This window comes from Amorphoplanes digitatis, assembly GCF_014205335.1.
Classification (GTDB): domain Bacteria; phylum Actinomycetota; class Actinomycetes; order Mycobacteriales; family Micromonosporaceae; genus Actinoplanes; species Actinoplanes digitatus.
In genome coordinates this window covers 4,427,579-4,450,339 of sequence record NZ_JACHNH010000001.1, presented here as the reverse complement: position 1 = coordinate 4,450,339, position 22,761 = coordinate 4,427,579, and the positions used below count along the sequence as shown (strand labels likewise).

Below are 22,761 nucleotides of genomic sequence, written 5' to 3'. Positions count from 1 at the left end.
CTTCCCGTTCGCGGGCAGGGCGGGATGCCTGCCGCACCACAGACTACGGACCGACGAGGCGACGCAGATCCCGTGTTCGTGCCACCCGGGCACGGACCCGGTCGGCGGGCGACGGGACAAGGGGATGCCGGTGGCACAGCAGGACCTGGCCGGGCTGGCCTCCGCGCACCTGCGCCGCCCGGGCCTCGTCATGCTCACCGGCGCGCCCGGCTCCGGCCGGTCCACGCTGCTGCGGCGCATCGCGGCCGTCGCGCCCGGCCCGGCGTACGCCGGTGGCGGGCTCGCGATGCTGGCCGCCGTACCGGCGCTGGCGCTGTCCCGGGCCGTCAAGGCCCGCCTGCCCACCCACGACGTGCCGCTGCTCGCCGAGGCCGTGCGCTCCCGGGTCCGCGGCGGGCTGCTCGTCCTGGACGACCTCCAGTACGCCGACCCGGCGACGCTGGCCGCGCTGCCGCACCTGGCCCGCAACGTGCGGGTGCTTGTCGCCCTGCGCGCACCGCACCGCCTCGCCGAGGAGACCGTCGCGGCGCTGCGGTCGGCCGCGACCGCCTGGCTCGACGTGCCCGCGCTGTCCGCCGACACCGCGACCGACCTGGCCCGCCGCGTCGGCGGCCAGCTCACCGACGAGGCCCTGGCGACCGTCGTACGCCGGGCCGGCGGCAACCCCCTCGCGGTCACCGCCCTGGCCCGGCAGGCCGGCGCCGGCCGCGGCGCACCCGACACCGACATCGACCAGGTCGCGTACGCGATCGCGGCCGCCCTGGCCGACCTGCCCCGCCCCGCCCGCACCGCCCTGGCGGCGCTGGGCCTGCTCGGCCGGCCCGCACCCGCCGCCCTGCTCGGCCCCGGCGCGCCCGCGCTGCTGGAGGCCGGGCTCGTCGTCGACGGCGACGACGGGTGCGTGCCGGTGTCGGCGTACTTCGCCGAGACCGCCGCCGGGCTGCTCGACGCCGCCGCCCGCACCGACCTGCACCGCGCCCTGGCCGACCTCGCACCCGACGCCGAGGCGGCCCGGCACCTGGCCGCGGCCGGCGACCACGCGGGCGCGTACCGGCGGGCGCTGACCGCCGCCGACCGGCCCGGCGGCGACCGCGCCGGGCTGCTGCTGTTCGCCTGCGAACTGCCCGGCGTCAGCGTCGACCCGCGGGTGCGGATCGCGGCCGCCGACGCGCTGCTGGCCGCCGGGCGCCCGCACCCGGCGGCGCGGGTGCTGACCGCGCCGGGCCCGCTCGGTGTCGAGGCCGACGTGCTGCGCGGCGAGGCCCTGCTCCAGGCCGGCGACCCGGCCGGCGCCCGCGCCGCCGTGCGCCCGGTGCCGGACGCGGCCGGCGGCACCGTGGTCGCGGCCCGCGACCGGATCCTGCTGCTGGCCGAGCTGGCCACCGACCCGGCCGGCGCCCTGGACGCCGCCGAGAAGATCGCGGCCCGCTACCCGGCGCCGCCGCCGGGCGTCGCCGCGGCCCTGGCGGCGGTGCACGCCGCGCACCGGGTACCCGGCTGGGACACCGAGCTGGCGGCCGCCGCCGGCACCGGCACCGACCCGCTGGCCGGGCGGTGGAGCGCCTGGCTGCTGGTGGAGCACCTGGTCGCCGACGGCCGGCTCGCGCAGGCCGCGACGGTGGCCCGGGACGCGGCGCAGGCCTGCGCCGCCGACCTCGCCTACAGCTGGCAGACCCGCTTCCTGGCCGTCCGCGACTGGGCCGAGGTCCTGCAAGGCACGATGATCGCCGCCTCCGCCGCCGCGGCCCGCGAACCCGCTCCCGGCGCTGCGGCCGACCCGGTCGCCGCCATGGACGCGGAATCGATGTCCCCGGCCCGCGACGCCGCCGACCGGGCGCTGCGCCGCGCCGCCGACCTCACCGACCGGGCCCTGCCCGCCGACGCCCGCGGCTACGCCACCGCCGCGACCGCCCTGGTCGAGGCCGACACCGGCCTGCTCGCCGCCGCCCGCGGCCGGCTCGCCGCCCCGGACGGGCACCCGGCGACCGCCTGGGTCGCCCGCGAGGCGGCCTGGCTCGACGGCCAGCCCGACCGGGCCGCCCAGCCGTCCGGCACCACCACGGCCGGCCTGCTCACCGGGCTGCGCCACATCACGGCCCGGTGGGCCGCCTACGACAGCGGCGCCACCGCCCGGGCCGCGTACTCGTCGGCGTTCGAGCCGAACACGCCGGCACCGGAGATCCCCGCGGGCCTGCCGACCGCGGCCCGCCGCACCCTGACCGCGTGGGCGACCGGCACCGGATTCACCGCCGCCGCCGACACCTGGACCGGCGTCGCCCTGCGCGAGGAGATCCGCTGCCTGCTCGCCGCGGGCCTGCACGACACCGACCCGGAACGGGCGGTCGCGGCCCTGCTGCGCGCCGAACACCTCGCCGACACCGCCGGCCTGGTCGTGCTCGCCGGCCGGGCCCGCCGCGGCCTGCGCCGCCACCACGTGCACCGCGACACCCGCAGCCCGCGCTCGGGCAGCCGGCTGACCCGCCGCGAGACCGACGTGCTGCGGCTGGTCGCCGCGGGCGAGCCGACCCGGCGCATCGCCGGGCAGCTCGGCATCTCGGCCGAGACCGTCGACACCCACATCCGGGCCGGCATGCGCAAGCTCGGCGCCCGCACCCGCACCGAGGCGGCCGCCCTGGCCCTGACCCAGATCGAAGCGTCCGAGACACACTCCGACCGCGAGGAAGGCCGTTGACCCGACAGCCCGACGCCCCCCGCCACGTCGTCGCCTCCGGCGCCGACGCCGAGACCGTCGTGCGGCGCCTGACCCGCGACGGCTGGACCGTCCGCGAGGGCTTCGCGCTGCCCGACCCCTCCTGGGACGTCACCTCGGCGCGGCTGGTGCTGCACGGCCGCATCACCGACCTGGAGAACCTGCAACTGGCGGTGCTGGCCGCCGCCCGCGGCGCCGGGATCGTGGCCGTCTGCGACTCCGAGACGCCCGTGGGCCGCGCCCTGATCGACGACCTGAGCCGCCTCGGCACCGTGCAGCTCGGCCCCGGCGGCCCGCAGCCGCCGGCGGACCCGGGCGACATGGTCGCCGACCTGGTACCCGAACAGCGCGCCCTGCTGGACCGGCTGGCCGCCGGCGACACCATCGCGGCGGCGGCCGCGGCGGAGTTCCTGTCGCTGCGCACCGCCAACCGGCGGATCGCGGAGGCCCGCGCGATGTTCGGCGTCCGCACCACCCGCGAGGCGGTCCTGGCCTACCTGCGCCAGCGCCGCACCCCCGGCTGAGCGGCCGTCAGACGGGCCGAGCCGTGAACCAGGACCGGTCTTCGGTGAGGTACCCGTCGAATCGCAGGCCGGCCTCTCGCAGGTTCCGCGCCAGCTCCCGCGAGGTGATGGCGTACCGGGGAAACTCATGCGTCCACGTCCGGTCACCGACGTGGTAGTCGACGACGAGGTCCACCCGGTCTCCATGTCGCAGCGCCGAGCGCACCACGCGCCGAATACCGGCGATCTCCGCGGATGACTCCGTCACCGCATCGAACCAAGCCGGCGCGTTCTGCTGGAAGACGACCAGCCCGCCAGGATCGACGTGATGCCGGCAGGTGGCCAGGAAGGCCCGGCGTAGCGACGGCTCCCCGTTGAGCGTGGTGCTGGCCAGCAGCACCACGTCGAAGGTGCGGTCCAGGCGGACGTCCTGAAGGCGCGCCAGGGTAGCCGGTAGGCCGCCCATCCTTTCCAGCATCGCGGGTGACTCGTCCACTCCGTGCACCCGATGCCCGAGCGCGGCCAGAGGCCGCAGGATGCGGCCGGTTCCGCATCCCAGCTCAAGGACCGAGGCACCGCCCGGCACCGCCGCGTGGACGATCTCCGGTTCCCCCATGGTGGGCAGCAGCGAGTAGTACTCCACCGCACATCCGTCAGGAGTGATCACCCCTGGCCCCGCGCCCGCATACCCCATCGCCGAACCGTAACCATCATGGACAACCAGGGACCAGCGCGCTGCCGCTTGGCCCGAGCCTGACGAGTCGATACTGGTGGCACACTCCGCCACATGAGTTACGACCCGGCGGTATGGGAAGGCGACAGGCCTGCGGACGACGCCGCAGCGCTGACCCACTTCGGGACGCTGTACAAGAAGTACATCGGAGGGAAGGGCATCCCACCGAGCGCTCGTCGAGCGCTGGGGTGACCTTATTCGGTTTGGCTTTCGATCTCAGTGGTCGCGAAGGAGCACCGCGACCGCGTCGGCGACCGAGCCGACCGTGAAGTCGGGTGCCGGTCCGGTGAAGGACCACGGTGCGGGGTGACGCCGCGGGTGCAGCCAGATCGTGCGCAGGCCGGCCGCGTGGCCGCCGGCGACGTCGTGGACGAGGTTGTCGCCGATCATCCAGCCGCCGCGGTCGAGGTCGGTGCCGCAGCGCTCGGCGACGCGGCGGAAGATCTGCGGGTCGGGCTTGCGCACGCCGAGCTCGCCGGAGATGCCCCACGCGTCGACCAGGTCGCTCAGACCGGTGTTGCGGATCTTTCCCAGCTGGTTGTCGGCCATGCCGTTGGTGACGATCCCGATGCGCCACCCGGCCCCGCGTAGCCGCCGCAGCGCGTCGAGGTCGTCGGCGCGGCAGGCCGCCAGTTCGGGCATGCGCCGGCGGTACTGCCGCCACAGCGCGTCCGGCGCCTCGGCGAGGCCGAAGGTCTCACGGATCGTCGTGAAGTAGCCGTCCATCGGGCCGGAGTGGTGCGCGTCGGCCATGACCATGAAGGTGAGGGCCGCCTCGTCGAGGTGGTGGTCCGCCGCGAACTCCCCGGCCCAGGCGTCGAAGGCGGCCTTGCGGTCGACGAGCGTGCCGTCCAGGTCGAACAACGCCAGAGGCCGCATGGCGGCACCCTAGCCAGGGCGTGGTGATCATCTGTCGCCGTACCATGCGGACGTGACCGTCTATGACATCGCCGCGCGGTTGCCGTGCATCGACGTGCTGCGGCAGCGGTGCAAGGCGCTGGCGATGCTCGATGTGATCATCGGAGGTGACTACTACACCTACGACCGGGCGTGGGGCGCTGACGAGGCGGCCGCGATGCGCAACGGCAGCGGCGAGGAGTACGACATCGTCTTCACCGCCGGCGGCGCCTTCATCCGCGGCGTCTACCACGAGTCGCCGATGTTCGCGCACACGCACGGGCGGCTGTGGCCGGGTCTGCTCGACGGCCTTCCCGAGGTGTTCCGGTCCCAGGTGGACGAACCCGCCTTCGGCGGCCCGGGCGGCACGCTGAACGCCAGCTTCGTCCTGTGGCGGGGCGCCGGCGACGGGCGATGGCACGCCGGCGACGACATCGACTTCTCGCCCGCGGACGACGAGGAGGAGGACCCGGACGGCTCCTGGCTGCTGGACATCCTGCTCGACGACATCGCGGAGAAGTACCACGAGCACGCCGAAGAGGTGTACGAGGTCGACCTGCCCCGGTCCGCGGTCGGCCACGTCGCCGGGTTTCTGCCGCTGACCGACCCGGTGATCCGTGCGCTGGATCCGCAGGCCGACCCGGCTTTCGTGCGTGCACAGGCGGAGAAGCTCGGCTACCCGCTCGCGGAGGAGGCCGCATAGCGGCGGCGCCTGTGCAAGGCGCCGATCGACCGATTAAGGTGCTCTGCGATGAAGGTGCTGATCTCTGCCGACATGGAGGGGATCTCGGGGATCGTGCATCCCAGCGAGACCAACCCCGGCGGCTACGACTACGAGCGCGGCCGGGCCCGGATGACCGCCGAGGTCAACGCCGCCGTCGCCGGTGTTCTCGAGGCCGTGCCGGCCGCCGAGGTGCTTGTCGCCGACGCGCACGCCTCGTTTCGCAACCTGCTGCCCGAGGAGCTCGACCGCCGCGCCCGGCTGGTGCGCGGCCAGCCCCGGCCGCTGGGCATGCTCGCCGGCCTCGACGACGACACCGACGCGGTGCTGTTCGTCGGCTATCACGCCCGCGCCGGCGGCGGGCCGGGCGTGCTGGCGCACACCATCGGCGCCGGGATCCTCGACGTGCGCCTCGACGGCCGCTCGACCGGCGAGATCGGACTGAACGCGGCCCTGGCCGGCTTCCACGGCGCACCGGTCGTGCTGATCACCGGCGACGACGCCGCCTGCGCCGAGCTGCGCGAGCTCGTCCCGGCCGCGCTGAACGTCGCCGTCAAGCGGGCACTGGGCCAGGCCGCCACCGTCGCCCTGCACCCCGACGAGGCCCGCGACCAGGTGCACCGGGCCGCCGCCAAGGCGGTGCGCCGCCACGACCAGGTGCCGCTGGTGACCCTGACCGGCCCGCTCAAGGTCGAGGTCGACCTGTACGGGCCGTACACCGTCGACCTGGCCGTGCTGGTCCCGGGCGTGACCCGCGCGCCGGGCGCCCGCACCGTCGCGTTCACCGCGGCGGACGTCGCCGAGGCGTACCGGCTGGTGCAGCTGCTGGCGCAGCTAGCCCTGATCACGCCCGGCTGAGCGGCGCTTACGGACCCGGGACATCTCCACCGGCCGAGTGCGGTCCACAAAGCGCGGCAGCTCCGGCTCGCCGGCGCGCAGCGGCTCGAGCGTGCGGGCGATGCCCTCCACGATCCGGTCGGTCGCCCGCATCGCCCGCGCCCCGTCCGTGCCGGTCAGCCCGGACAGGTCCACCGGCTCACCGAAGCGCACGTACACCACCGGCCGGTCCCGGATCGCCCGCAGCACGGAGCCGACGATCCCGACCGGCGCCGTGTACGGCAGCACCCGGTGGGTGTCCCACTGCGCCACCGGGATCACCGGCGCACCGGACATCGCCGCCATCCGCGCCACGCCGGTCTTGCCCCGCTCCGGCCACATCCACGGATCCAGCCCGATCCGGCCCTCCGGGTAGACCAGCACCACCGAACCGGCCCGCAGCGCCTCCGCCGCGCTCGGCAGCGCCTCGGTGACCTGGGCGGTGTGCCGGTCGACCCGCAGATGCCCGGCCGCCCGCATCGCCCACCCGGCGACCGGCGCGTCGAACAGCCCGCCCGTTGCCATGAACCGCGGCGCGATCCCGGCGATGCTGCACGCCGCCGTCATCACCACCGGGTCGACCGGGCTGACGTGGTTGGCCGCCAGGATCAGCGGGCCGTGCCGCAGCCCGTCCGGCACCGCACCGGACACCCGCAGCCGGCAGATCATGGGCACCAGCACCCGGGAGAACCGCAGCAACGCCCGCCACACCCAGGGCACCCGCCATGACTCGTCCATCAGGGCGCCATGATCGCATGCCGGGCTCAGCCCGCGTCGCGTAACTCCGCCAGCCGCGCCTCGATCTCCGCCAGCTCCGCGCGCAGCCGCTCGGCCTGCTGCTCGGCCTCGGCCCGCTCGGCCGAGACGATCTGCTCGACGGCCTCCTGCACCCCGGGCACATCGACCAGCTGCACGATCTTCATCGCCTCGGACGGCTTGACCACGTAGGGCTTCGCCAGCGATTTCGTGCCCTGGTTGGCGGCGATCGTCCACTCGCCGTCGGTGTAGGCCAGCGTCACGGTCAGGCCCGGCGGCGGCTTCGGCTTGGCCGCCCGCCCCGGCGCCTTGCGCGGTGCCGGCGCCGTCCCCGCCGACGGCGCGGCCACCGCGGGCGCCGCGGGCGGCGGCGGGGGAGCCGGCAGCGGCTTGTCCATGACGAACTCCGGCTCGGCGCGGCTCTGCTCCGGCACCGGGGGAGCGGCCTTCTTCACCGGGCCCTTCGGCGCCATCTGGAGGTCGCCGGGGGAGAAGGGCAGCTCGTCGCGGCCGAACCGCACCACCACCCACTCGTCGGACTCGGCCGGGTCGGTGAGCGTCACGACCTGGCCGACCTGCCCGGCGATCTGCCCCGCGGACTCGGTGAACATCACCCGGGGCCGCCGGCCCGCCGCGAGCCCGTCCCGGATCGCCTGCAACTCGTCCGTGCTGAGCCCTCGCGCACCGGTGCGTGCCACCGTAGCCATTGTCGTCCCTTCGTCGTTACCGCTCACCGCGTCACTCGAACGCGTGTTTCAACGCCGTAAGTTCTACCAGTACCCACCGACAACGAGGTCATACGAGGGCCACACGGCAGCACGCACCGCAGCGTGCCACCCAGCACCGTCGCGGACCAAGCGGCTCGCGGGGTGTGTCGCTCAGCCGGGAGACGCGTCGATCCGCACCCGCCGACTGTCGTCGTCGGACAGCAACGCCGCCAGCGCCTGCCCCTGCTCGGCCACGCCGTCGCGTTCGGCCCGCGAGAGGCCGCGCAGCGGCGCGACGGTCACGGTGCCCTCCTCGACGGTCCAGGTCGCGGCGACCCGGCCGTCGACGAGCACGACGCGGGCCCCGGTGACCGACAGGCCCCGGTGCTCGGCGTCGACGATCCGGCCCCGCTCGGCGTAACCCAGCAGCGCGTTGTCGAACGCCGGCAGGAACCGCACCGGCGCCGGCGTGTCCGGGTCGGGACGCGGCGCGCCCGGCAGGTCCAGCAGCTCCCGGCCCTGCTCGTCGCGGAACGCGACAAGCTCGCCGCGCACCGCCGCCACCGCCGCCGGCAGGCCCGCGACGCCGCACCAGGCACGCAGGTCACCGGTCGCGGCGGGCCCGAACGCCGCCAGGTAGCGCCGCACCAGCACCTCACCGACCGGATCACCGCCGTCCGGCGCCGGCGGGTCGATCTCGCGACCCAGCCACGTCGACAGCGGCAGGTACCGCACACCCGCACGGACCCGCCACAACCCGCGCGGCGGCAACTGCACCGCCGGAACCAGCGCACCGACCAGCATCTCCCCGAGCGCCCGCGGACCCGGCGCCGGCCACCGCTCACCCAGCGCCCGGGCCAGCTCCGCCATCGAACGGGGCACGCCGTCGGAGAACAACTCCCGGCCCGCCGCCGCGAGCTCACCCAGGTCCACCCCGGCCAGCTCCCGGCGGTAGACGCCGAGCACCCGCTGGCGCAGCATCAGGTCGTGCCGAGCGCCACGCCAGGGTGTCGCCGGCGGTGAGCAGGTGCACGGTGCGCCGCATCAGCGGAATCCGGACCACGCCCCGGTCGGCCAGCAGACCCGACAGCACCGCCGGGTCGAACCCGTCCAGCCGCGACCACAGCCCCACGAACGGCTCCTGCGGCTCCTGCGCCTGCAGGCCGCACAGGTGCGCGACGGCATCCAGGACCGGCATGTCGGCCCGCTCGAGAAGCAACTGCCGGGCCAGCGTCGCACGGTTGAGCGCCCGCGTACCCAGAACGGTCATCGTCCCCCCAGCCTGTACGACACCGCCTCTGACGGTGGCACAATGCGCCCGTGCCCAAGGCTCGTATCGTCACCGCCCTGCTGCGGGACGGCAACCGGGTGCTGCTGTGTCACCGATCGCCCCAGCGCCGCTGGTACCCCGACGTCTGGGACCTGCCCGGCGGCCACGTGGAGCCCGGCGAACCACCCGGCGCGGCACTCGCCCGCGAGCTCCGGGAGGAACTGGTGGTTCACCCAGGACGCGCTCGCGGAACTGTCCCTGGCCCACGACAGCTACCTGACGATGCTCAGCACGATTCTCGCTAAGGGCCGGTGACCGGCCGGTCCGTGACGCAGTACGGCCGGCCCGCCGGGTCCCGCAGCGTCGTCCACCGCGGACCCGTCCACGCCACCGCCGCACCCAGTTCCACGTGCCGCGCCACCTCCGCCGCACGGTCGTCGCAGGCCAGGTCCAGGTGCATCCCCGCACCGTCGCCGCCGACGCGTTGCAGCAGCAGCCGCAGCGGCATCCCGTCCGGGCGTACCAGGAAATCGAACTCCGGCAGCGAGCCGGGCCGGCGCTCCCAGCCGGTCACCGCCGCCCAGAAATCCGCCTCGCCGTCGAAGACGGCGCGCGGCACGTCCAGGCACATCTGATCGACCAGGCCGCGGCCACCCGCCGGCCGCACCGCCTCACCCCGCCACGGCACCAGGCAGAACAGCAGACCCGCCGGAGACCGCAGCACCACAAGCTCCCCGTCGGACAGCACCACCGAGGCGCCCAGACCCACCACCCGGCGCGCCTGCGCCGCCACATCCTCGACATGCAGATCCAGGTGACAACGCGCCGGGCCGTCCCCGACGACCTGCACCCGCAGGTACGCGTCCCCGCCGCCCGGCAGCAACGTCGCGAACTCCCCGCCCGGCCCCCGCCGCGCCGACAACCCCGACCCCGTCACCGCCGACCAGAACGGCTCCGCCACCCGCGACGGCGAATCCAGGAAACCCGTCAACCACCGCGGCCCGCTCAACGCCCCTCCGTCTCGTCGAGCCGCCGCACCAGACCCGGCCCCAGGCGCACCGGCGCGTCACCGACGAGCGCCTCACCCCGCAGCCGCGCCTGCACCGCCTCCGGCTCACGGCCCAGCATCCGCAACACCGTGCCCCGGTGCAGCATCAGCTCACCCTCACGCACCCGCAGGCCCAGCCGCTCGAACTGCGCGATACCCGCGTCGTACTCCGCCAAGGCCTGCGCCCACCGCCCCTGCATGTCGGCGACCTCGCCCAGCGCGCCGTGCGCCCCGCCGATCCCGCCGCCGTCGCGCAGCCGCTCGAACACCGTCAGCGTCGCCCGCAGGTCCCGCTCGGCCGCCGCGAACGCACGCTCCTGCGCCGACAACAGGCCCCGCTCACGCAGGCAGTAACCGAGCAGCAGGTCGTCGCCGAGACGCCGGGCCACCTGCAACGCCTCGGCGAACAACACCCGCGCCCGGGCCAGGTCACCGCCGAGCTTGTGCGCCACCCCGAGACACAACACCGTCCAACCCCGCGCCTCCGACGGCTCGCCCGGCAGCAACTCCACCGCCGCAGCCAGCACCGGCACGCCCAGCTCCGGCTTGCGGAACGTGTTGTACAGCGTCCCCAGCGCCAGCCGCACCTCGACCTCGTCCTCGACCGCACCCAGCCCCGACAGCAGATCCAGCGCCCGCAGCAGCGCCGACTCCGACGCCGTGAACCGGTCCTGCGCCCGCAGCGCGTCACCGACCCGCCACGCCGCCAGCGCGACCTCCCGCACGTTCGACCCGAGCCGCTCCGCGAGCTCCAGCGCCTGCTCCGCCGCCGCCAACTCCAGATCGGCCAGGCCCGCCATCCCGTACGAGTGCGACACCCACCGCAGCGCCCGCACCCGGAAACCCTCGTCACCGCTCGCGACCGCGGCCGCCTCGCCGGCCTGCCACAACCGCAACCGGTACGCGTGCTCGACCGCGCCGGCCACCAGCGGATGAACCGCCACCACCAGACCCTTGGCCGGCTCCGCCAGCCCCGCCGCCACCGCCGCGTGCAGCACCGCGACGACGTTCTCCCGCTCCCGCTCCAGCCACGCACCCGGCCGCGCCCGCACGGTCAGCCACCGCACCTGACGCCGCAGACACTCCACCTCGTCGTCGCCGGCCAGCTCCCGCGCCACCGACCGCAGCAGATCATGCATCCGGTACCGCTCCGGCGCCGGCGACTCCACCAGCAGCACACCCACGAGCCGCTCCAGCGCCTCCGCCACCACGTCCTCGTCCAGGTCGCACCGGGCCGTCGCCACGCCAAGCCCCAGCGACGTACCCGGATAACCACCCGAACGCCGGAACACCAGCTGCTCGACCGGCGACAGCTCTTCGTACACCGCCTGGACGCTGGAGCGCACCGCCCGATCCGCCAGCCGCAACCCGTCCAGCCGCCGCTCCTCGTCGACAAGCCGATCCGCCAGCTCCGACGGCGAACACCGCCCCCGCGCACCCAGCCGACCACCGGCGATCCGCACCGCCAGCGGCAACCCGCCGCACAACCCGACCACCCGCCGCGCACCCTCCGGATCCGCCGCGACCCGGCCACCGCCGGCGGTCACCGACAACAGCTCCAGCCCCGACCCCGGATCCAGGCCGCCCAGCGTCAGCACCGAGGCACCCAGCAGATCCGACAACAACCCCCGGCTGGTCACCACCGCCAGGCAGTCCGCACCGCCGGGCAGCAGATGCCGCACCTGCGCCGCGTCCCGCGCGTCGTCGAGCACCACCAGCACCCGCCGGCCGGCCAGGACCCACCGGAACCGCGCCGCCAGCTCCACCACGTCACCGCGCAGCTCGTCGTCCGGGCACCCCAGCGCCCGCAGGAACCGCACCAGCACCGCCTCCGGCGGCACCGGATCGGCGGAGGCACCCCGCAACGCGGCGAACAACTGCCCGTCCGGATACCGGTCGCGCGCATCGTGGGCGAACCGCAACGCCAGCGCCGACTTACCCGTACCCGGCGCCGCGGCGATCACCACCAGCCGCGCACCGCCCGCGACGGCCGCCTCCACCGTCGCCAGCTCCTCGGCCCGGCCGACCAGCGCCGGCGCCGCCGGCAACTCCGCCGGCCGCGGCGGCACCGGCAGCGCGACCACCGCGGACGGAGCCCGCCGCCGCTGCCACAGCGCGACACCGACACCGGCCACCACCAGCAGGCCGGCAACCAGCCACGCGTACGCCGGGACCCCGCCGACGGCGACGAAGGCAGCCACCGCGAGCAGCCCCGACATGACGATCAACATCGGAACCGACCGGTGCCGCATCATGCCTCGAAACATACAGGGAGATCACTGCGATGGGAGTGCACCGGCGTGGCGGCGCCCGCACAACCCCGCCAGGCACCATCGTGACCGCATGGGCCAGACAGAGACGCCGGACGCGCGACGACGCGTATGGGCCCGGCTGCCGGACGGCACCCGCCAGGCCCTCGCCGACCTGCCCGAGACCGACCTGCGGACCCTGCTGCTCGACCTGGCCGCCACCCGCGCCGCCGCGGTCACACCGGCGGACCTGATGCGCCGCTGGAGACAGGACCGCTTCGTACGCCCGGCCGGGGGAGACCCACGGGCACTGGCCGCCGTCGAGGCCCGCATCTGGCACTTGCTGCCCGCACCGGTCGACGGCGTCGAACTGGCACCGGTCACCCCGCTGGGCACCAGCTCGGCCGTCGCACCGGTCAGCCAGAACCGCATCGTCACGACGATGCGCACCACCGAGATCATCAGCGACGCCACCAACACCCTGGCCATCGAGGCCGCCACCCGGCGCCGCCACCAGAGCGCCACCGGCGAGATCCACCTGGCCGCCGCACACCGGCACCTGCGCGCCCAGGACTTCGGCACCGGCCGGTCCGCACACTTCCGCCTGTTCTGCGTCGTCTCCAGCGCCCGAGACACCGGCTCCGGCGCGACCGAGGCGCGGCTGCTCACCCTGCACCTGAGCTTCTGGCAGCGCGTCCTGGCCGACCTTCTGCCCGCCGCCGCACCACAGCTACGCCTGACCGTCATGGACAGCCCCGTCATCCGCGAACGCCTCGACGACACCGTGCTGCCGGCACTGACCGGCCCGGTCCCGATCGTCGAGGAACCCGAACGCGTACGCGGCCGCGGCTACTACACCGACGCCGCGCTGCGCATCGTCGCCGACGACGACGGGCAGACCGTCGAACTCGGCGACGGCGGCTTCACCACCTGGACCCGGCAACTGATGGGCGACGCCAAGGAACGCTGCCTCGTCTCCTGCCTCGCCACGGAACGGCTCACCGCACTCGCGAGGCCGGCAGGCGTTTCACCGTGAGGCCGGTAGCGATCACCGAGGCGCTCGGCCTGCCCGACCCCGTCGGCGACCTCGAACCGCTGACCTACAGCAGCTCACAGACCTGGACCCTGGACACCACCGACGGCCGCGTCCTGCCCAAACACCTCCCGCTGGCCCAGCCCGCCACAATGATCTTCGAACGCAAGGCCCGGGCCGCCGCGATCGACATGCCGACCCCGGTCGGCCGGCCCGCGCACGTCGACGGCATCGGACTGACCCGCGCGTACGCCTGGATCGACGGCCGGCCCGTGGGGGAGAGCGACGACATCGCCGCCTGGCTCGGCGAGACCCTCGCGCGGTTGCACGCCATCGAACCCGCCGCACCGGCCGGACCCGACTGGTACCACCTGCACGACGAGCGCTGGCACGGCTGGCTCCACGCCGGGCGGCGCGCCTGGACGCCGGCGCTGCGCGAGCACCTGCCGGACATCCTCGCCGCCACCGCCTGGGTGGCACGCGCCTTCGGCGACACGACCGACCACGTGACGACCCACCGCGACATCGAGATCCACAACATCATGGTCACCGCGAGCGGCCCGGTCCTCATCGACTGGGACAGTGCCGGCCCGGACAGCGCGGGTCTCGAAACCGCGCACGCGGCCTACTCGCTCGCCACCCACCGCCGCACCGGGCCCGACCGCGCCACGATCCGGCGCACCCTTGACGCGTACGCGGCCAACGGCGGCACCCGGCCCACCGGCACCGACGTCCTGGCTCGCCGGGCCGGAATCCGCCTCGGCCGCCTCGCCGAACGTCTGCGCATGTCGCTGGGCGAGGAGCCGAGCGGACCCCGCGACCTCACCGAGATAGAGGCCCGGGCCGAGGCCCAAATCCGCAGCATCCCGGCCTTCACCGAGGACCTGATCCGGCACGCTGACCTGTTCGGCTGAAATTCCCTCGAAAGTTGACCTTCGCTACTTGGTCGATAATTGACATTATGTCAATCTGAGCGCGGCGGGGGTCCTGGTAGCGAAGCCTGACGGGCGGAGGCCGCGCGAATCAGCATCGTCGGCCTCTGGGCACCTCAGGGCGCCCCCCAGGGCGCGCTCTTTGAAGCCGAGGGTGGGCCGTCGATCTTTGCGTTTCAGTGCCGGCTAAGGGCCGCCCGGCGTTGCGCCGGGCCGCACGAGCGTCTTGGCGCCGAGCCGCATCGGCGCCAAATTCGACGCCCGCCGCCTCACCGCCAAGAGCGAAATTACTGCATAATATTCCTTATGCAGGACGGACAAGACATTTCAGTCACCGCGCTCATCGAAGAGTTCCTCGCCGCCCGGGCCGTGCGGAAACCGTCCGAGCACACGCTGATGGCCTACCGCCGGGACCTCACCACCGTCCTCAGGGAACTCGGCGAAGACGTCACTCTCGGTGACCTCTCCCCCAGGGCGCTGAGGGCGGCCTTCGCCGCGTTCGCCGCCGGCCGCGCGCCCGCCTCGGTCTACCGGGCCTGGTCGAGCTGGAACTCGTTCTTCGGCTTCCTCGTCGTCGACGGTGTGGTGGCCGGCAACCCCATGCCCGCGGTGGGAAAGCCGCGGATCCCCACGCCCTCCCCCAAGCCCCTGCGTGGCGAGGACACCCCGGAGCAGCTCCTGCAAGCGGTCAACCAGAGCGACGACCGCCAGCGCGATCCCTGGCCGGAGCGCGACGTGGCGGTCGTCGCCCTGGCCCTGTGCGCGGGCCTGCGGCTGTCGGAGCTGCTGGCGCTGCGGGCCGGTTCGCTGCTGGGCCGCCCGGGCGAGCGGCGCGTCGAGGTGGCGGGCAAGGGTGGCCGGCCGCGATCGGTGCCGATCGGGCCGGAGCTGGATGCCGTCGTGGACCGATACGTGGAGAGCCGCCGGCTGCGGTTCGGGCGGGTGAGCCCGGCCGATCCCCTGTTCCTGGACCGCCGGGGCCGGCCGCTGCGGCGCGGTGGCCTGCAGTATCTGGTGGAGTCCTGCTACCGGCGGGCCGGCATCGCGGACCGGGTGCCCCGGGGCGCGCAGTTGCACGCGTTGCGGCACACGTTCGCGACCCGGCTGGCCGAGGACGGCGCGAACGCTTCGGAGATCATGCGGTTGCTGGGTCACGCGTCGCTGACGACGTCGCAGGGCTATATCGAGGTGACCGCGGCGCAGCAGCGCGCGGCGGTGCGTGCCAACCGCACCAACCGGGCACTGGGTGAGCTGGGCGCGTGACGGCGTATACACATCCGGGGGTGTTGGATGATCGGCGAGATCTCGGTGGCGGGCCCGGGTGCCGGCCCGTACGGGGTCACCACCGGGCCTGACGGGGCGCTGTGGTTCACGCTGAATCAGGCGGGCGCGATCGGCCGGATCGATCTCGGCGGCGCCGTCACCGTTCATGAGCTTCCCACCGCCGGTGCCGGGCCGGTCGGCATCGCGGCGGGCACCGACGGCGCGCTCTGGTTCGTGGAGATCGCCGCCGGGCAGGTCGGCCGGATCACGCCCGACGGCGCGATCCGGGAGTTCCCGCTGCCGGATCGCGGTGCCAGGCCGCACGCGATCGTCGCGGACCCGGCGGGTGGCTGCTGGTTCACCGAGTGGGCGGCGAACCGGATCGGTCACGTCGGCCCGCACGGCGTCTTCCGGCATTACGACCTGCCGACTCCCGCGTCCGAGCCGCACGGCATCGCCGTCGCCCTCGACGGCACGGTCTGCGCGGTCCTGGAGACGGGCGGGGTCGCCCGCCTGGTGCCGTGACCGGCGAGGGCCCGGCACCAGGCGGGGCTCAGGCGATGGTGAGCGTGACGTCGACGTTGCCGCGGGTGGCGTTGGAGTACGGGCAGACCTGGTGCGCCGCCTCGATCAGCGCGCGGGCGGTGTCCTCGTCGAGGCCGGGCAGTTCGGCCTCGATGGCGATGGTGAGGCCGAAGCCGCCCTTGCCGTTGGGGCCGATGCCGGCGTCGACGGTGATCGCAGTGTCGGTGAGGGTGATCTTCTGCTTGCCGGCGACGAGCTTGAGGGCGCTGTGGAAGCAGGCGGCGTAGCCGGCGGCGAAGAGCTGCTCGGGGTTGGTGAGCTGGCCGCCGGGGCCGCCCAGCTCCTTGGGGACGGCGAGGTCGAGGTCGAGGACGCCGTCGCTGGAGCGGGTGTGGCCGCCGCGGCCGTCGCCGGTGGCGGTGGCGGATGCCGTGTACACAGCCTGCATGGTTGGTTCTCCCTAGTTGGCGGGGGTGACTGCCGTGCCGCGGATGCGGCTGAGCAGGTGGTGGAGCTGGGTGAATTCGTCGACGCTGAGGTCGGTGGCGCAGGCGAGCCGTTCCGGTAGGTCCGCGACCCGGTGGCGCAGGGCCGAGCCCTGGTCGGTGGGTGTGATCCAGACGACGCGTTCGTCGTCGGTGCCGCGTTCGCGCCGGATGAGGCCCTGGGTTTCGAGGCGTTTGAGCAGGGGCGAGAGGGTGCCGCTGTCCAGGGACAGGGCGTCGCCGAGGTCGCGGACGGTGAGGCGGCCGCGGTGCCAGATGACGCGCAGGGCGACGAACTGGGGGTAGGTGAGGCCGAGTGCGTCCAGGGCCGGCCGGTAGGCGGCGGTCATGGCCCGTGAGGCGGCGTAGAGCTCGAAGCAGATCATCTGCTCGAGTCCGGTGGTGTCGTCGGTGCCTGCCATGCCGGGAACAGTAGCGCACAACTAAGTTGTGCACAACTTAATCGGCGGTGCCCTAGGATCTTCCGGTGATCCGTTTCGTGAAACTGCCGCCGGCCGCGCTCCGGGCGCTCATCGAGTCCGACCTGGCCGCGGCGGGTGCCGCCGCAGGTCAGCCGCTGACCGAGTTCATCCGGGACGAGAAGTGGCTGTGGGAGATCCGCAGCGAGCAGATCGCCCGGGATCCGGCGAGCGCGGAGTGGATCGCCCGGGTGGCGGTGGCCGAGCCCGCCGGGGTGGTGGTCGGGCACGCCGGGTTCCACGGTCCCCCGGACGCCGACGGGATGGTCGAGGTGGGCTACTCGGTCGATCCCGCGTACCGGCGGCGGGGTCACGCCAAGGCGATGCTGGCCGCGCTGATCGAGCGGGCGCGCGCGGAGCCGGGGGTACGGGTGGTCCGGGCGAGCATCAGCCCGCAGAACGTCGCGTCGCTGGCGACGATCGCCGGGTTCGGGTTCACGCAGACCGGCGAGCAGTGGGACGACCAGGACGGCCTGGAGCTGATCTTCGAGCTGCCGGTCTAGGGCCTGTCCTGCCGATCATGACGGCCTGCGCCGGGCCCAGCTTCCGCCTCGCGGCGCGGTCCGGACGGCCGAATACAACACCGGTATTCGACCGTCCGGCCCACTTGCGACGCGAAACCTGGACCTCGGCTCGGCGTCGCCATGATCGGCAGGACAGGCCCTAGCGGCGCGGCGGGTCCAGGTGCACGACCAGCGGTAGGTGGTCGGAGACGCCGACCGCCGGGGTGCGCACCTGCACGACCGGGCCGAGCGGGCCGGCGCCGCGCGGGTCGGCCAGGACGTGGTCGAGCTGGGCCCGCGGGTGGGTGCTGGGGTACGTGGGCCGGCGGGCCAGGGTGCGCCAGCCGGTGAAGGCGCGCACGGGCCCGGCGGGCAGGTTGAGGTCGCCGAGCAGGATCCGCGGCGCGGGCAGGCCGCGCAGCGCGCGCACGGCGGCGCGCAGCTGGCGCAGGTTCCAGCCCGGCACGAACGACAGGTGGGTGTTGGCGACCGTGATCGCTCCGGTCGGTGTGTCGACGACGGCGGCGATCAGGACGCGGGGTTCGTCCTTGAGCAGGACCAGTCCCCCGCGCGGCCCGGGCGCCCAGACCGGTGAGCGCACGGGCGCGGCGGGCAGCTGGGTGATCTGCCAGCGCAGCACCGGCCACCGGCTGATCAGGGCGATGCCGTAGAGCGGGTGGGCGTTGTCGTCGGCGGAGCGCCAGGGCTGCCAGGTCTCCCCCGGCGTGCCGACGACGGCGGCGGCGAAGCGGTGCACCTTCGCGCCGAGGGCCTCGGCGGCGATGGCGGTGAGGTCGAGCAGGCCGCTGCGGGGCTGGGCGCGGTCGACCTCCTGGAGGCCCAGGATGTCGGCGTCGAGGTCGGCGACCGACGCGGCGACCCGTTCGGCGTGTACGTTGCCGTCGGAGAGTGACCTGCCGTGCAGCAGGTTGAACGTGGCCAGTCGCACGGAACAAGACCCTAGCGGTGGATGAGGTGTCAGCGGTGTTCAAGGCGGTGTGCTGTGCGGCGACGGTGTTCGTGATCCTGGGCTCTCTGGGTATCTGGTTGCGCCGTAGCCGTGGCCGCGGCTGATCTTTGCCGGAGAATGGTCGCCATGACCGACGACGATCTGATCGCCCGGCTCGAGGAGCATGAGCGGCGCCTGACCTTTGCCCGGTTCGACAACGCGGACGCCTGGCATCTGGGCAGCCTGCTGGTGGACCTGGCGACCAGCCGGGACCTGCCGGTGGCCGTGGACATCCGCCGCGGCACCCAGCAGCTGTTCCACGCGGCGCTGCCGGGCAGCACGGCCGACAACGACGCCTGGATCGCCCGCAAGGTGCGGGTGGTGGAGCGGTTCGCGGCCTCGTCGTACCTGGTGGGCCGGCGGCTGGCGGCCAAGGGTGTCGAGCTGGACGCGAAGTACGGTGTGGACCCCGCCGACTTCGCCGCGCACGGCGGCGCGTTCCCGGTGCGGGTACCCAATGTGGGTGTGGTCGGGGTGGTGACCGTGTCGGGGCTTCCGCAGGCCGACGATCACGCCCTGGTGGTGGAGGCGATCGAGGCGTATCTCGATCTCTGATTGGTTATGCTGCCCGCCATGTTCGTGAATCCTGTTCGGCATATCACCTTCGACGCGCACGACCCGTTCGCGCTCGCCACGTTCTGGGCCGTGGTCACCGGCTACGTGGTGGACGCGGAGTCCGAGAAGGGCGACGACGAGGTGATGATCTTCCCGCCGGAGCCGGTCCTGCCAGGGATCCTGTTCATTCGCGTACCGGATGAGAAGTCGGCGAAGAACCGGGTCCACCTGGACATCCAGCCGGCGACCGGCACCCGCGACGAGACCGTCGAGCGGCTGCTCGTGGCCGGCGCGACGGTGTACGAGGACCACCGCAGGCCCGACGGCACGGGCTGGGTCACCATGCGCGACCCCGAGGGCAACGAGTTCTGCGTCGAGCGCAGCGCCGCCGAGCGGGCCTGAGGAGCCTCAGGTTCGGCACCTACGCCTTCTGACCTAGATCGAGCCGCGGCCAGTCGGCGAGGTCCGCGAGCAGTTGCCGGTCGTGGGTGGCGACCACGACGGTGGCCGAGGTGCCGCGCAGCGCCTCGGTCAGCTCGTCGGTCAGCGCCGCCGACAGGTGGTTGGTCGGCTCGTCGAGCAGGATCAGCCCGGGCCGCGCCGCCAGGGCCACGGCCAGGTCGAGGCGCCGCCGCTGACCCTGCGACATCCGGCCGGCCGGCGTGGCCATCGCGTCGGGGTCCAGCAGCCCGAGCCCGTCCGCGCCGGGCAGCTCGCGCGCGGTGAGCCCGGGGTCGCGCTCGGCGGTCTCCTGCGCGAGCAGGGCGACCCGCGTGCCCGGCGCCGTCCAGAGCCGGCCGGCCGTGTGCCGCAGCGCGCCGGCCAGCACCGCGAGCAGCGTGGACTTCCCGGCGCCGTTGCCTCCGGTGACGAGCAGCCGGTCGCCGCCGTCGAGGGTGAGGTCGACCGGCCGCGCCAGCCGGGCGGCGACGGTGACGCCGTGCGCCCGCAGCTGCGGTACGCCCGGCCGCACGCCCAGGTCCGGCCACCGCAGCACCGGCGGCGGCGCCGGCACGTCGACGCGGTGCGCCCGCAGCGCCTCCCGCTGCCGGTTCAGGGCCTGCACCACGCCCGGCGCGCGGGTCTGGCGCTGGTGCCGGCCGGTGCCCTTGTCCGGCCGCCAGCCGGTGGCGAGCCGGTCGCGGGCCCGCGACACCGCGTCCTGCAACCGCCGGTGCTCGGCCTGCTGCTCCTGGTAGTCCTGCTCCCAGCGCTCACGCTCCCGGCGCCGCGCGTCCTGCCAGGCGTCGTAGCCGCCGGCGTACAGCCGTGGCCGGGCGTCGCGGGTGCGGTCGAGGTCGAGGAAGTGGTCGGCGACGTCGCGCAGCAGCGCCCGGTCGTGGCTGACGACGGCGAGGCCGCCGTCGTGCTCGCGCAGCCGTCGGGTCAGGAAGTCCAGCCCGCCGGCGTCGAGGTGGTTGGTGGGCTCGTCGAGCAGCAGCAGGTCGTCGCGCGCGCCGAGCAGGCACGCCAGCCGCACCCGGTAGCGCTGCCCGACCGACAGCGTCGCCAGCGGACGGTCGCGGTCGGTGCACGCGCCGAGGGCCTCCAGGGCGACGTCGATCCGGCGCTGGGCGTCCCACGCGTCGAGCCGGACGGCGGCCTCCAGCGCCGCGGCGTAGCGGTCACCGGCGGCGGGATCGCCGGCGGACACGGCCAGGGTCGCCTCGTCCAGCGCGGCGAGGGCCGCGAGCGGTGCCGCGAGGGCCAGTGACGTCAGGGTGCCGACGGTCTCGCCGTCGCGGGCGGACAACTCCTGGCGGGCCAGGCCGACGGTGCCGGCCCGCTGCACGATGCCCTCGTCAGGCAGGATCAGGCCGGCGAGGACGTGCAGCAGCGTCGTCTTGCCGCGGCCGTTCTCGCCGACGACGGCGATCCGGGACCGGGCGGAGACGGTGACCGACACGTCGTGCAGGATCCGCCGGGATCCGCGGGCGCGGGCGACGGCGACGCCGGTCGCGCGGATGTGTGCGCTCTCGCCCGCCGGGACGGGCGTGGCGACGGTTTCAGGGCTCGGGACGGGGTTCAACAGGTACTCCGCGGCTCGCAGTGGAGCCGGGCAGCAGCGGGTGGCCGCCCGGCGGGGACCGGGACGGCGAGCGCGGTTCAGCAGAGGGCAGGCGCCGCCGTCAGCGGGCGGTGCGGATCCTCTGCGACCAGATACCTGATGCCATGACATTCACGCTAACAGCGCCGATGCGCCGGCTCATCCGTATTTTCGCGACCGCCGCGGGCCGCCCTACCAGTCGGTAACTGAGCTGCTGCGATCCGCAATCGTGCGGCAGGTACCGTCCGGGTGCGATGACCGGACGACGTCGGAGCGCGTTCGGCCCGGATGGCCCCGAATGGTGTATTTCCCGACTGGGACGGGGCCGAGAGTGTGTATCGGTGACGGTTTTGGATAGTTGGAGACGATTCTGGTAACGGCCGCAACGCCACCCGCCAGCCAAGAGGGAGAGAACGTGAGCAGAGTCGCCGTCCTTGAAGGACTCGGCACGGCGGTACCGAGCCGCCGGGTGCCCAACACCGAGTTGGCGCCGGCGCTCGAGGTCACGGACGACTGGATCCGCCGCCGCACCGGGATCGCCGAGCGCCGGGTGGTTGAGCCGGGCACCACCACCGCCGACCTGGCCAGCACGGCCGGGCGCAACGCGCTCAAGTCGGCGCAGGTGGACAACGTGGACGCGGTCGTCGTGGCGACCACCACGCCGGACCGGATGAGCCCGGCCACCGCGCCCGAGGTCGCCTGGCGGGTCGGGGTCGCCCCCGCCGCCGCGTTCGACCTCGCCGCCGTGTGCAGCGGCTTCGTCTACGGGCTGGCCGCCTGCGCCGGCCTGATCGCGGCCGGCATCGCCGAGCGGGTGCTGCTGATCGGCGCGGAGACCAACTCGTACTTCCTCCAGCACGTGCCGCAGGCCCGCGGGCCCGCGATCCTGTTCGGCGACGGTGCCGGCGCGGTCGTGCTGCGCGCCGGCACCGCCGACGAGCCCGGCGCGATCGGCCCGTTCGACCTGGGCAGCGACGGCGGCGCCGCGGATCTGATCCGGATCGAGTCCGGCGGCAGCCGCCAGCGGGCGCGGGCGGCGGCCGCGGAGCCGTCGGCGAAGGAGGCGCCGGAGGATCTGTACTGGTCGGTCAGCGGGCAGGAGGTCTACCGCCGGGCGATCGAGCACATGACCCAGTCCAGCCTCCGGGTGCTCAGGGCCGCCGGGCGTACCGTCGCCGACCTGGATCGGTTCGTGGCGCACCAGGCCAACCAGCGGATCCTGGACCGGGTCGCGGAGCTGGTCGGGGTGGATGTCGACCGGCGGATCGGCAACGTCGCCACGGTCGGCAACACGGGCGCGGCGTCCATTCCGCTGGCGCTGGGCGACGCCTGCCGCGCCGGCCTGCTGCGTGCCGGGCACCGGCTGCTGGCCACCTCGTTCGGCGGGGGCCTGACCTGGGGCTCGGCGCTGCTGACCTGGCCCGCGCTGGACGCGGTCGCCACCGAGCAGTGAGTCGCCG

Annotated in this window: 23 protein-coding genes and 1 pseudogene; 13 read left to right on the top strand and 11 right to left on the bottom strand. The window is 74.3% G+C overall.

The features are described from left to right. Positions 1–124 precede the first annotated feature (124 nt). The gene (locus BJ971_RS19485) at positions 125–2,692 is read left to right on the top strand and encodes a LuxR C-terminal-related transcriptional regulator (protein ID WP_184994688.1); all 2,568 of its coding nucleotides are present in this window, start codon (positions 125–127) and stop codon (positions 2,690–2,692) included. Further along, positions 2,689–3,234, top strand: coding sequence for a LuxR family transcriptional regulator (locus BJ971_RS19480; RefSeq protein ID WP_184994687.1), 546 nt, complete (start codon positions 2,689–2,691; stop codon positions 3,232–3,234). The genes BJ971_RS19485 and BJ971_RS19480 overlap by 4 nt, the downstream gene beginning before the upstream one ends. 7 nt (positions 3,235–3,241) lie before the next feature. Here the strand turns inward: BJ971_RS19480 and BJ971_RS19475 are convergent, their stop codons facing one another. Together BJ971_RS19475 and BJ971_RS19470 are read right to left on the bottom strand one after the other, a co-directional pair. Continuing rightward, positions 3,242–3,856, bottom strand: a complete 615-nt coding sequence (locus tag BJ971_RS19475; protein WP_184994686.1) for a class I SAM-dependent methyltransferase — start codon at positions 3,854–3,856, stop codon at positions 3,242–3,244. A gap of 306 nt (positions 3,857–4,162) precedes the next feature. Further along, positions 4,163–4,825, bottom strand: coding sequence for an HAD family hydrolase (locus BJ971_RS19470; RefSeq protein WP_184994685.1), 663 nt, complete (start codon positions 4,823–4,825; stop codon positions 4,163–4,165). A gap of 52 nt (positions 4,826–4,877) precedes the next feature. Between BJ971_RS19470 and BJ971_RS19465 the strand changes: the two genes are divergently transcribed. Both BJ971_RS19465 and BJ971_RS19460 read left to right on the top strand, forming a co-directional pair. Then, positions 4,878–5,546, top strand: a complete 669-nt coding sequence (locus BJ971_RS19465) for a hypothetical protein (RefSeq protein ID WP_184994684.1) — start codon at positions 4,878–4,880, stop codon at positions 5,544–5,546. A 48-nt stretch (positions 5,547–5,594) separates the two neighbouring features. After that, a complete protein-coding gene (locus tag BJ971_RS19460) occupies positions 5,595–6,422 on the top strand; it encodes a M55 family metallopeptidase (protein WP_184994683.1) in 828 nt (275 codons plus the stop codon). Here BJ971_RS19460 and BJ971_RS19455 read toward each other — a convergent pair. The 3 genes and pseudogenes from BJ971_RS19455 to BJ971_RS19445 all read right to left on the bottom strand — a co-directional run bounded on the left by BJ971_RS19455 (position 6,399) and on the right by BJ971_RS19445 (position 9,101). Then, on the bottom strand, positions 6,399–7,178 hold the full coding sequence (locus BJ971_RS19455) for a lysophospholipid acyltransferase family protein (protein WP_184994682.1): 780 nt from the start codon (positions 7,176–7,178) through the stop codon (positions 6,399–6,401). The genes BJ971_RS19460 and BJ971_RS19455 overlap by 24 nt on opposite strands. A 26-nt stretch (positions 7,179–7,204) precedes the next feature. Further along, positions 7,205–7,903: a hypothetical protein gene (locus BJ971_RS19450; RefSeq protein WP_184994681.1), complete on the bottom strand. Its 699-nt coding sequence runs from the start codon at positions 7,901–7,903 to the stop codon at positions 7,205–7,207. Between the two features lie 171 nt (positions 7,904–8,074). Beyond that, positions 8,075–9,101: pseudogene (locus BJ971_RS19445) on the bottom strand (winged helix DNA-binding domain-containing protein). A 122-nt stretch (positions 9,102–9,223) separates the two neighbouring features. Between BJ971_RS19445 and BJ971_RS19440 the strand changes: the two are divergent. Then, positions 9,224–9,478: an NUDIX hydrolase gene (locus BJ971_RS19440; protein ID WP_275411357.1), complete on the top strand. Its 255-nt coding sequence runs from the start codon at positions 9,224–9,226 to the stop codon at positions 9,476–9,478. Here the strand turns inward: BJ971_RS19440 and BJ971_RS19435 are convergent. Both BJ971_RS19435 and BJ971_RS19430 read right to left on the bottom strand, forming a co-directional pair. After that, positions 9,475–10,182 carry a VOC family protein gene (locus tag BJ971_RS19435; protein WP_184994680.1) on the bottom strand — a complete coding sequence of 236 codons (708 nt, stop codon included), beginning with the start codon at positions 10,180–10,182 and terminating at the stop codon, positions 9,475–9,477. The genes BJ971_RS19440 and BJ971_RS19435 overlap by 4 nt on opposite strands. Then, positions 10,179–12,476, bottom strand: coding sequence for an ATP-binding protein (locus BJ971_RS19430; protein ID WP_184994679.1), 2,298 nt, complete (start codon positions 12,474–12,476; stop codon positions 10,179–10,181). The genes BJ971_RS19435 and BJ971_RS19430 overlap by 4 nt, the downstream gene beginning before the upstream one ends. 88 nt (positions 12,477–12,564) lie before the next feature. On the opposite strand from BJ971_RS19430, the gene BJ971_RS19425 reads away from it, so the two are divergent. The 4 genes from BJ971_RS19425 to BJ971_RS19410 all read left to right on the top strand — a co-directional run bounded on the left by BJ971_RS19425 (position 12,565) and on the right by BJ971_RS19410 (position 16,223). Then, the gene (locus BJ971_RS19425; protein WP_184994678.1) at positions 12,565–13,506 is read left to right on the top strand and encodes a hypothetical protein; all 942 of its coding nucleotides are present in this window, start codon (positions 12,565–12,567) and stop codon (positions 13,504–13,506) included. Beyond that, a complete protein-coding gene (locus BJ971_RS19420; RefSeq protein ID WP_184994677.1) occupies positions 13,503–14,417 on the top strand; it encodes a phosphotransferase in 915 nt (304 codons plus the stop codon). The genes BJ971_RS19425 and BJ971_RS19420 overlap by 4 nt, the downstream gene beginning before the upstream one ends. A gap of 324 nt (positions 14,418–14,741) precedes the next feature. Continuing rightward, the gene (locus BJ971_RS19415; protein WP_184994676.1) at positions 14,742–15,698 is read left to right on the top strand and encodes a tyrosine-type recombinase/integrase; all 957 of its coding nucleotides are present in this window, start codon (positions 14,742–14,744) and stop codon (positions 15,696–15,698) included. Positions 15,699–15,725: 27 nt separating this feature from the next. After that, positions 15,726–16,223 carry a Vgb family protein gene (locus BJ971_RS19410; RefSeq protein ID WP_184994675.1) on the top strand — a complete coding sequence of 166 codons (498 nt, stop codon included), beginning with the start codon at positions 15,726–15,728 and terminating at the stop codon, positions 16,221–16,223. Between the two features lie 28 nt (positions 16,224–16,251). Here the strand turns inward: BJ971_RS19410 and BJ971_RS19405 are convergent, their stop codons facing one another. Together BJ971_RS19405 and BJ971_RS19400 are read right to left on the bottom strand one after the other, a co-directional pair. Continuing rightward, positions 16,252–16,671, bottom strand: a complete 420-nt coding sequence (locus BJ971_RS19405) for an organic hydroperoxide resistance protein (RefSeq protein ID WP_184994674.1) — start codon at positions 16,669–16,671, stop codon at positions 16,252–16,254. A 12-nt stretch (positions 16,672–16,683) separates the two neighbouring features. After that, positions 16,684–17,130, bottom strand: coding sequence for a MarR family winged helix-turn-helix transcriptional regulator (locus BJ971_RS19400; RefSeq protein WP_239087240.1), 447 nt, complete (start codon positions 17,128–17,130; stop codon positions 16,684–16,686). A gap of 65 nt (positions 17,131–17,195) precedes the next feature. Here BJ971_RS19400 and BJ971_RS19395 point away from each other — a divergent pair, with 65 nt between their 5' ends. Beyond that, positions 17,196–17,690: a GNAT family N-acetyltransferase gene (locus BJ971_RS19395; RefSeq protein WP_239087239.1), complete on the top strand. Its 495-nt coding sequence runs from the start codon at positions 17,196–17,198 to the stop codon at positions 17,688–17,690. 160 nt (positions 17,691–17,850) lie between these two features. On the opposite strand, the gene BJ971_RS19390 is transcribed toward BJ971_RS19395, so the two are convergent. Further along, the gene (locus BJ971_RS19390; RefSeq protein ID WP_184994673.1) at positions 17,851–18,639 is read right to left on the bottom strand and encodes an endonuclease/exonuclease/phosphatase family protein; all 789 of its coding nucleotides are present in this window, start codon (positions 18,637–18,639) and stop codon (positions 17,851–17,853) included. A gap of 147 nt (positions 18,640–18,786) precedes the next feature. Between BJ971_RS19390 and BJ971_RS19385 the strand changes: the two genes are divergently transcribed. Next, positions 18,787–19,254, top strand: a complete 468-nt coding sequence (locus BJ971_RS19385) for a heme-degrading domain-containing protein (protein WP_184994672.1) — start codon at positions 18,787–18,789, stop codon at positions 19,252–19,254. 18 nt (positions 19,255–19,272) lie between these two features. Then, positions 19,273–19,656, top strand: coding sequence for a VOC family protein (locus BJ971_RS19380; protein ID WP_184994671.1), 384 nt, complete (start codon positions 19,273–19,275; stop codon positions 19,654–19,656). Positions 19,657–19,675: 19 nt separating this feature from the next. Here BJ971_RS19380 and BJ971_RS19375 read toward each other — a convergent pair whose 3' ends face one another. Beyond that, complete coding sequence (locus BJ971_RS19375) at positions 19,676–21,283, bottom strand: ABC-F family ATP-binding cassette domain-containing protein (protein ID WP_184994670.1); 1,608 nt, start codon at positions 21,281–21,283, stop codon at positions 19,676–19,678. 433 nt (positions 21,284–21,716) lie between these two features. Here BJ971_RS19375 and BJ971_RS19370 point away from each other — a divergent pair, with 433 nt between their 5' ends. Next, the gene (locus BJ971_RS19370; RefSeq protein WP_184994669.1) at positions 21,717–22,754 is read left to right on the top strand and encodes a beta-ketoacyl-ACP synthase 3; all 1,038 of its coding nucleotides are present in this window, start codon (positions 21,717–21,719) and stop codon (positions 22,752–22,754) included. Positions 22,755–22,761: the final 7 nt, after the last annotated feature.

Bases quoted from the DNA above. Each gene is read 5' to 3' on its own strand.
- BJ971_RS19485 (WP_184994688.1), top strand. From the start codon at position 125: ATGCCGGTGGCACAGCAGGACCTGGCCGGGCTGGCCTCCGCGCACCTG.
- BJ971_RS19470 (WP_184994685.1), bottom strand. From the start codon at position 4,825: ATGCGGCCTCTGGCGTTGTTCGACCTGGACGGCACGCTCGTCGACCGC.
- BJ971_RS19460 (WP_184994683.1), top strand. From the start codon at position 5,595: ATGAAGGTGCTGATCTCTGCCGACATGGAGGGGATCTCGGGGATCGTG.
- BJ971_RS19455 (WP_184994682.1), bottom strand. From the start codon at position 7,178: ATGGACGAGTCATGGCGGGTGCCCTGGGTGTGGCGGGCGTTGCTGCGG.
- BJ971_RS19450 (WP_184994681.1), bottom strand. From the start codon at position 7,903: ATGGCTACGGTGGCACGCACCGGTGCGCGAGGGCTCAGCACGGACGAG.
- BJ971_RS19430 (WP_184994679.1), bottom strand. From the start codon at position 12,476: ATGATGCGGCACCGGTCGGTTCCGATGTTGATCGTCATGTCGGGGCTG.
- BJ971_RS19425 (WP_184994678.1), top strand. From the start codon at position 12,565: ATGGGCCAGACAGAGACGCCGGACGCGCGACGACGCGTATGGGCCCGG.
- BJ971_RS19415 (WP_184994676.1), top strand. From the start codon at position 14,742: ATGCAGGACGGACAAGACATTTCAGTCACCGCGCTCATCGAAGAGTTC.
- BJ971_RS19410 (WP_184994675.1), top strand. From the start codon at position 15,726: ATGATCGGCGAGATCTCGGTGGCGGGCCCGGGTGCCGGCCCGTACGGG.
- BJ971_RS19405 (WP_184994674.1), bottom strand. From the start codon at position 16,671: ATGCAGGCTGTGTACACGGCATCCGCCACCGCCACCGGCGACGGCCGC.
- BJ971_RS19400 (WP_239087240.1), bottom strand. From the start codon at position 17,130: ATGGCAGGCACCGACGACACCACCGGACTCGAGCAGATGATCTGCTTC.
- BJ971_RS19385 (WP_184994672.1), top strand. From the start codon at position 18,787: ATGACCGACGACGATCTGATCGCCCGGCTCGAGGAGCATGAGCGGCGC.
- BJ971_RS19380 (WP_184994671.1), top strand. From the start codon at position 19,273: ATGTTCGTGAATCCTGTTCGGCATATCACCTTCGACGCGCACGACCCG.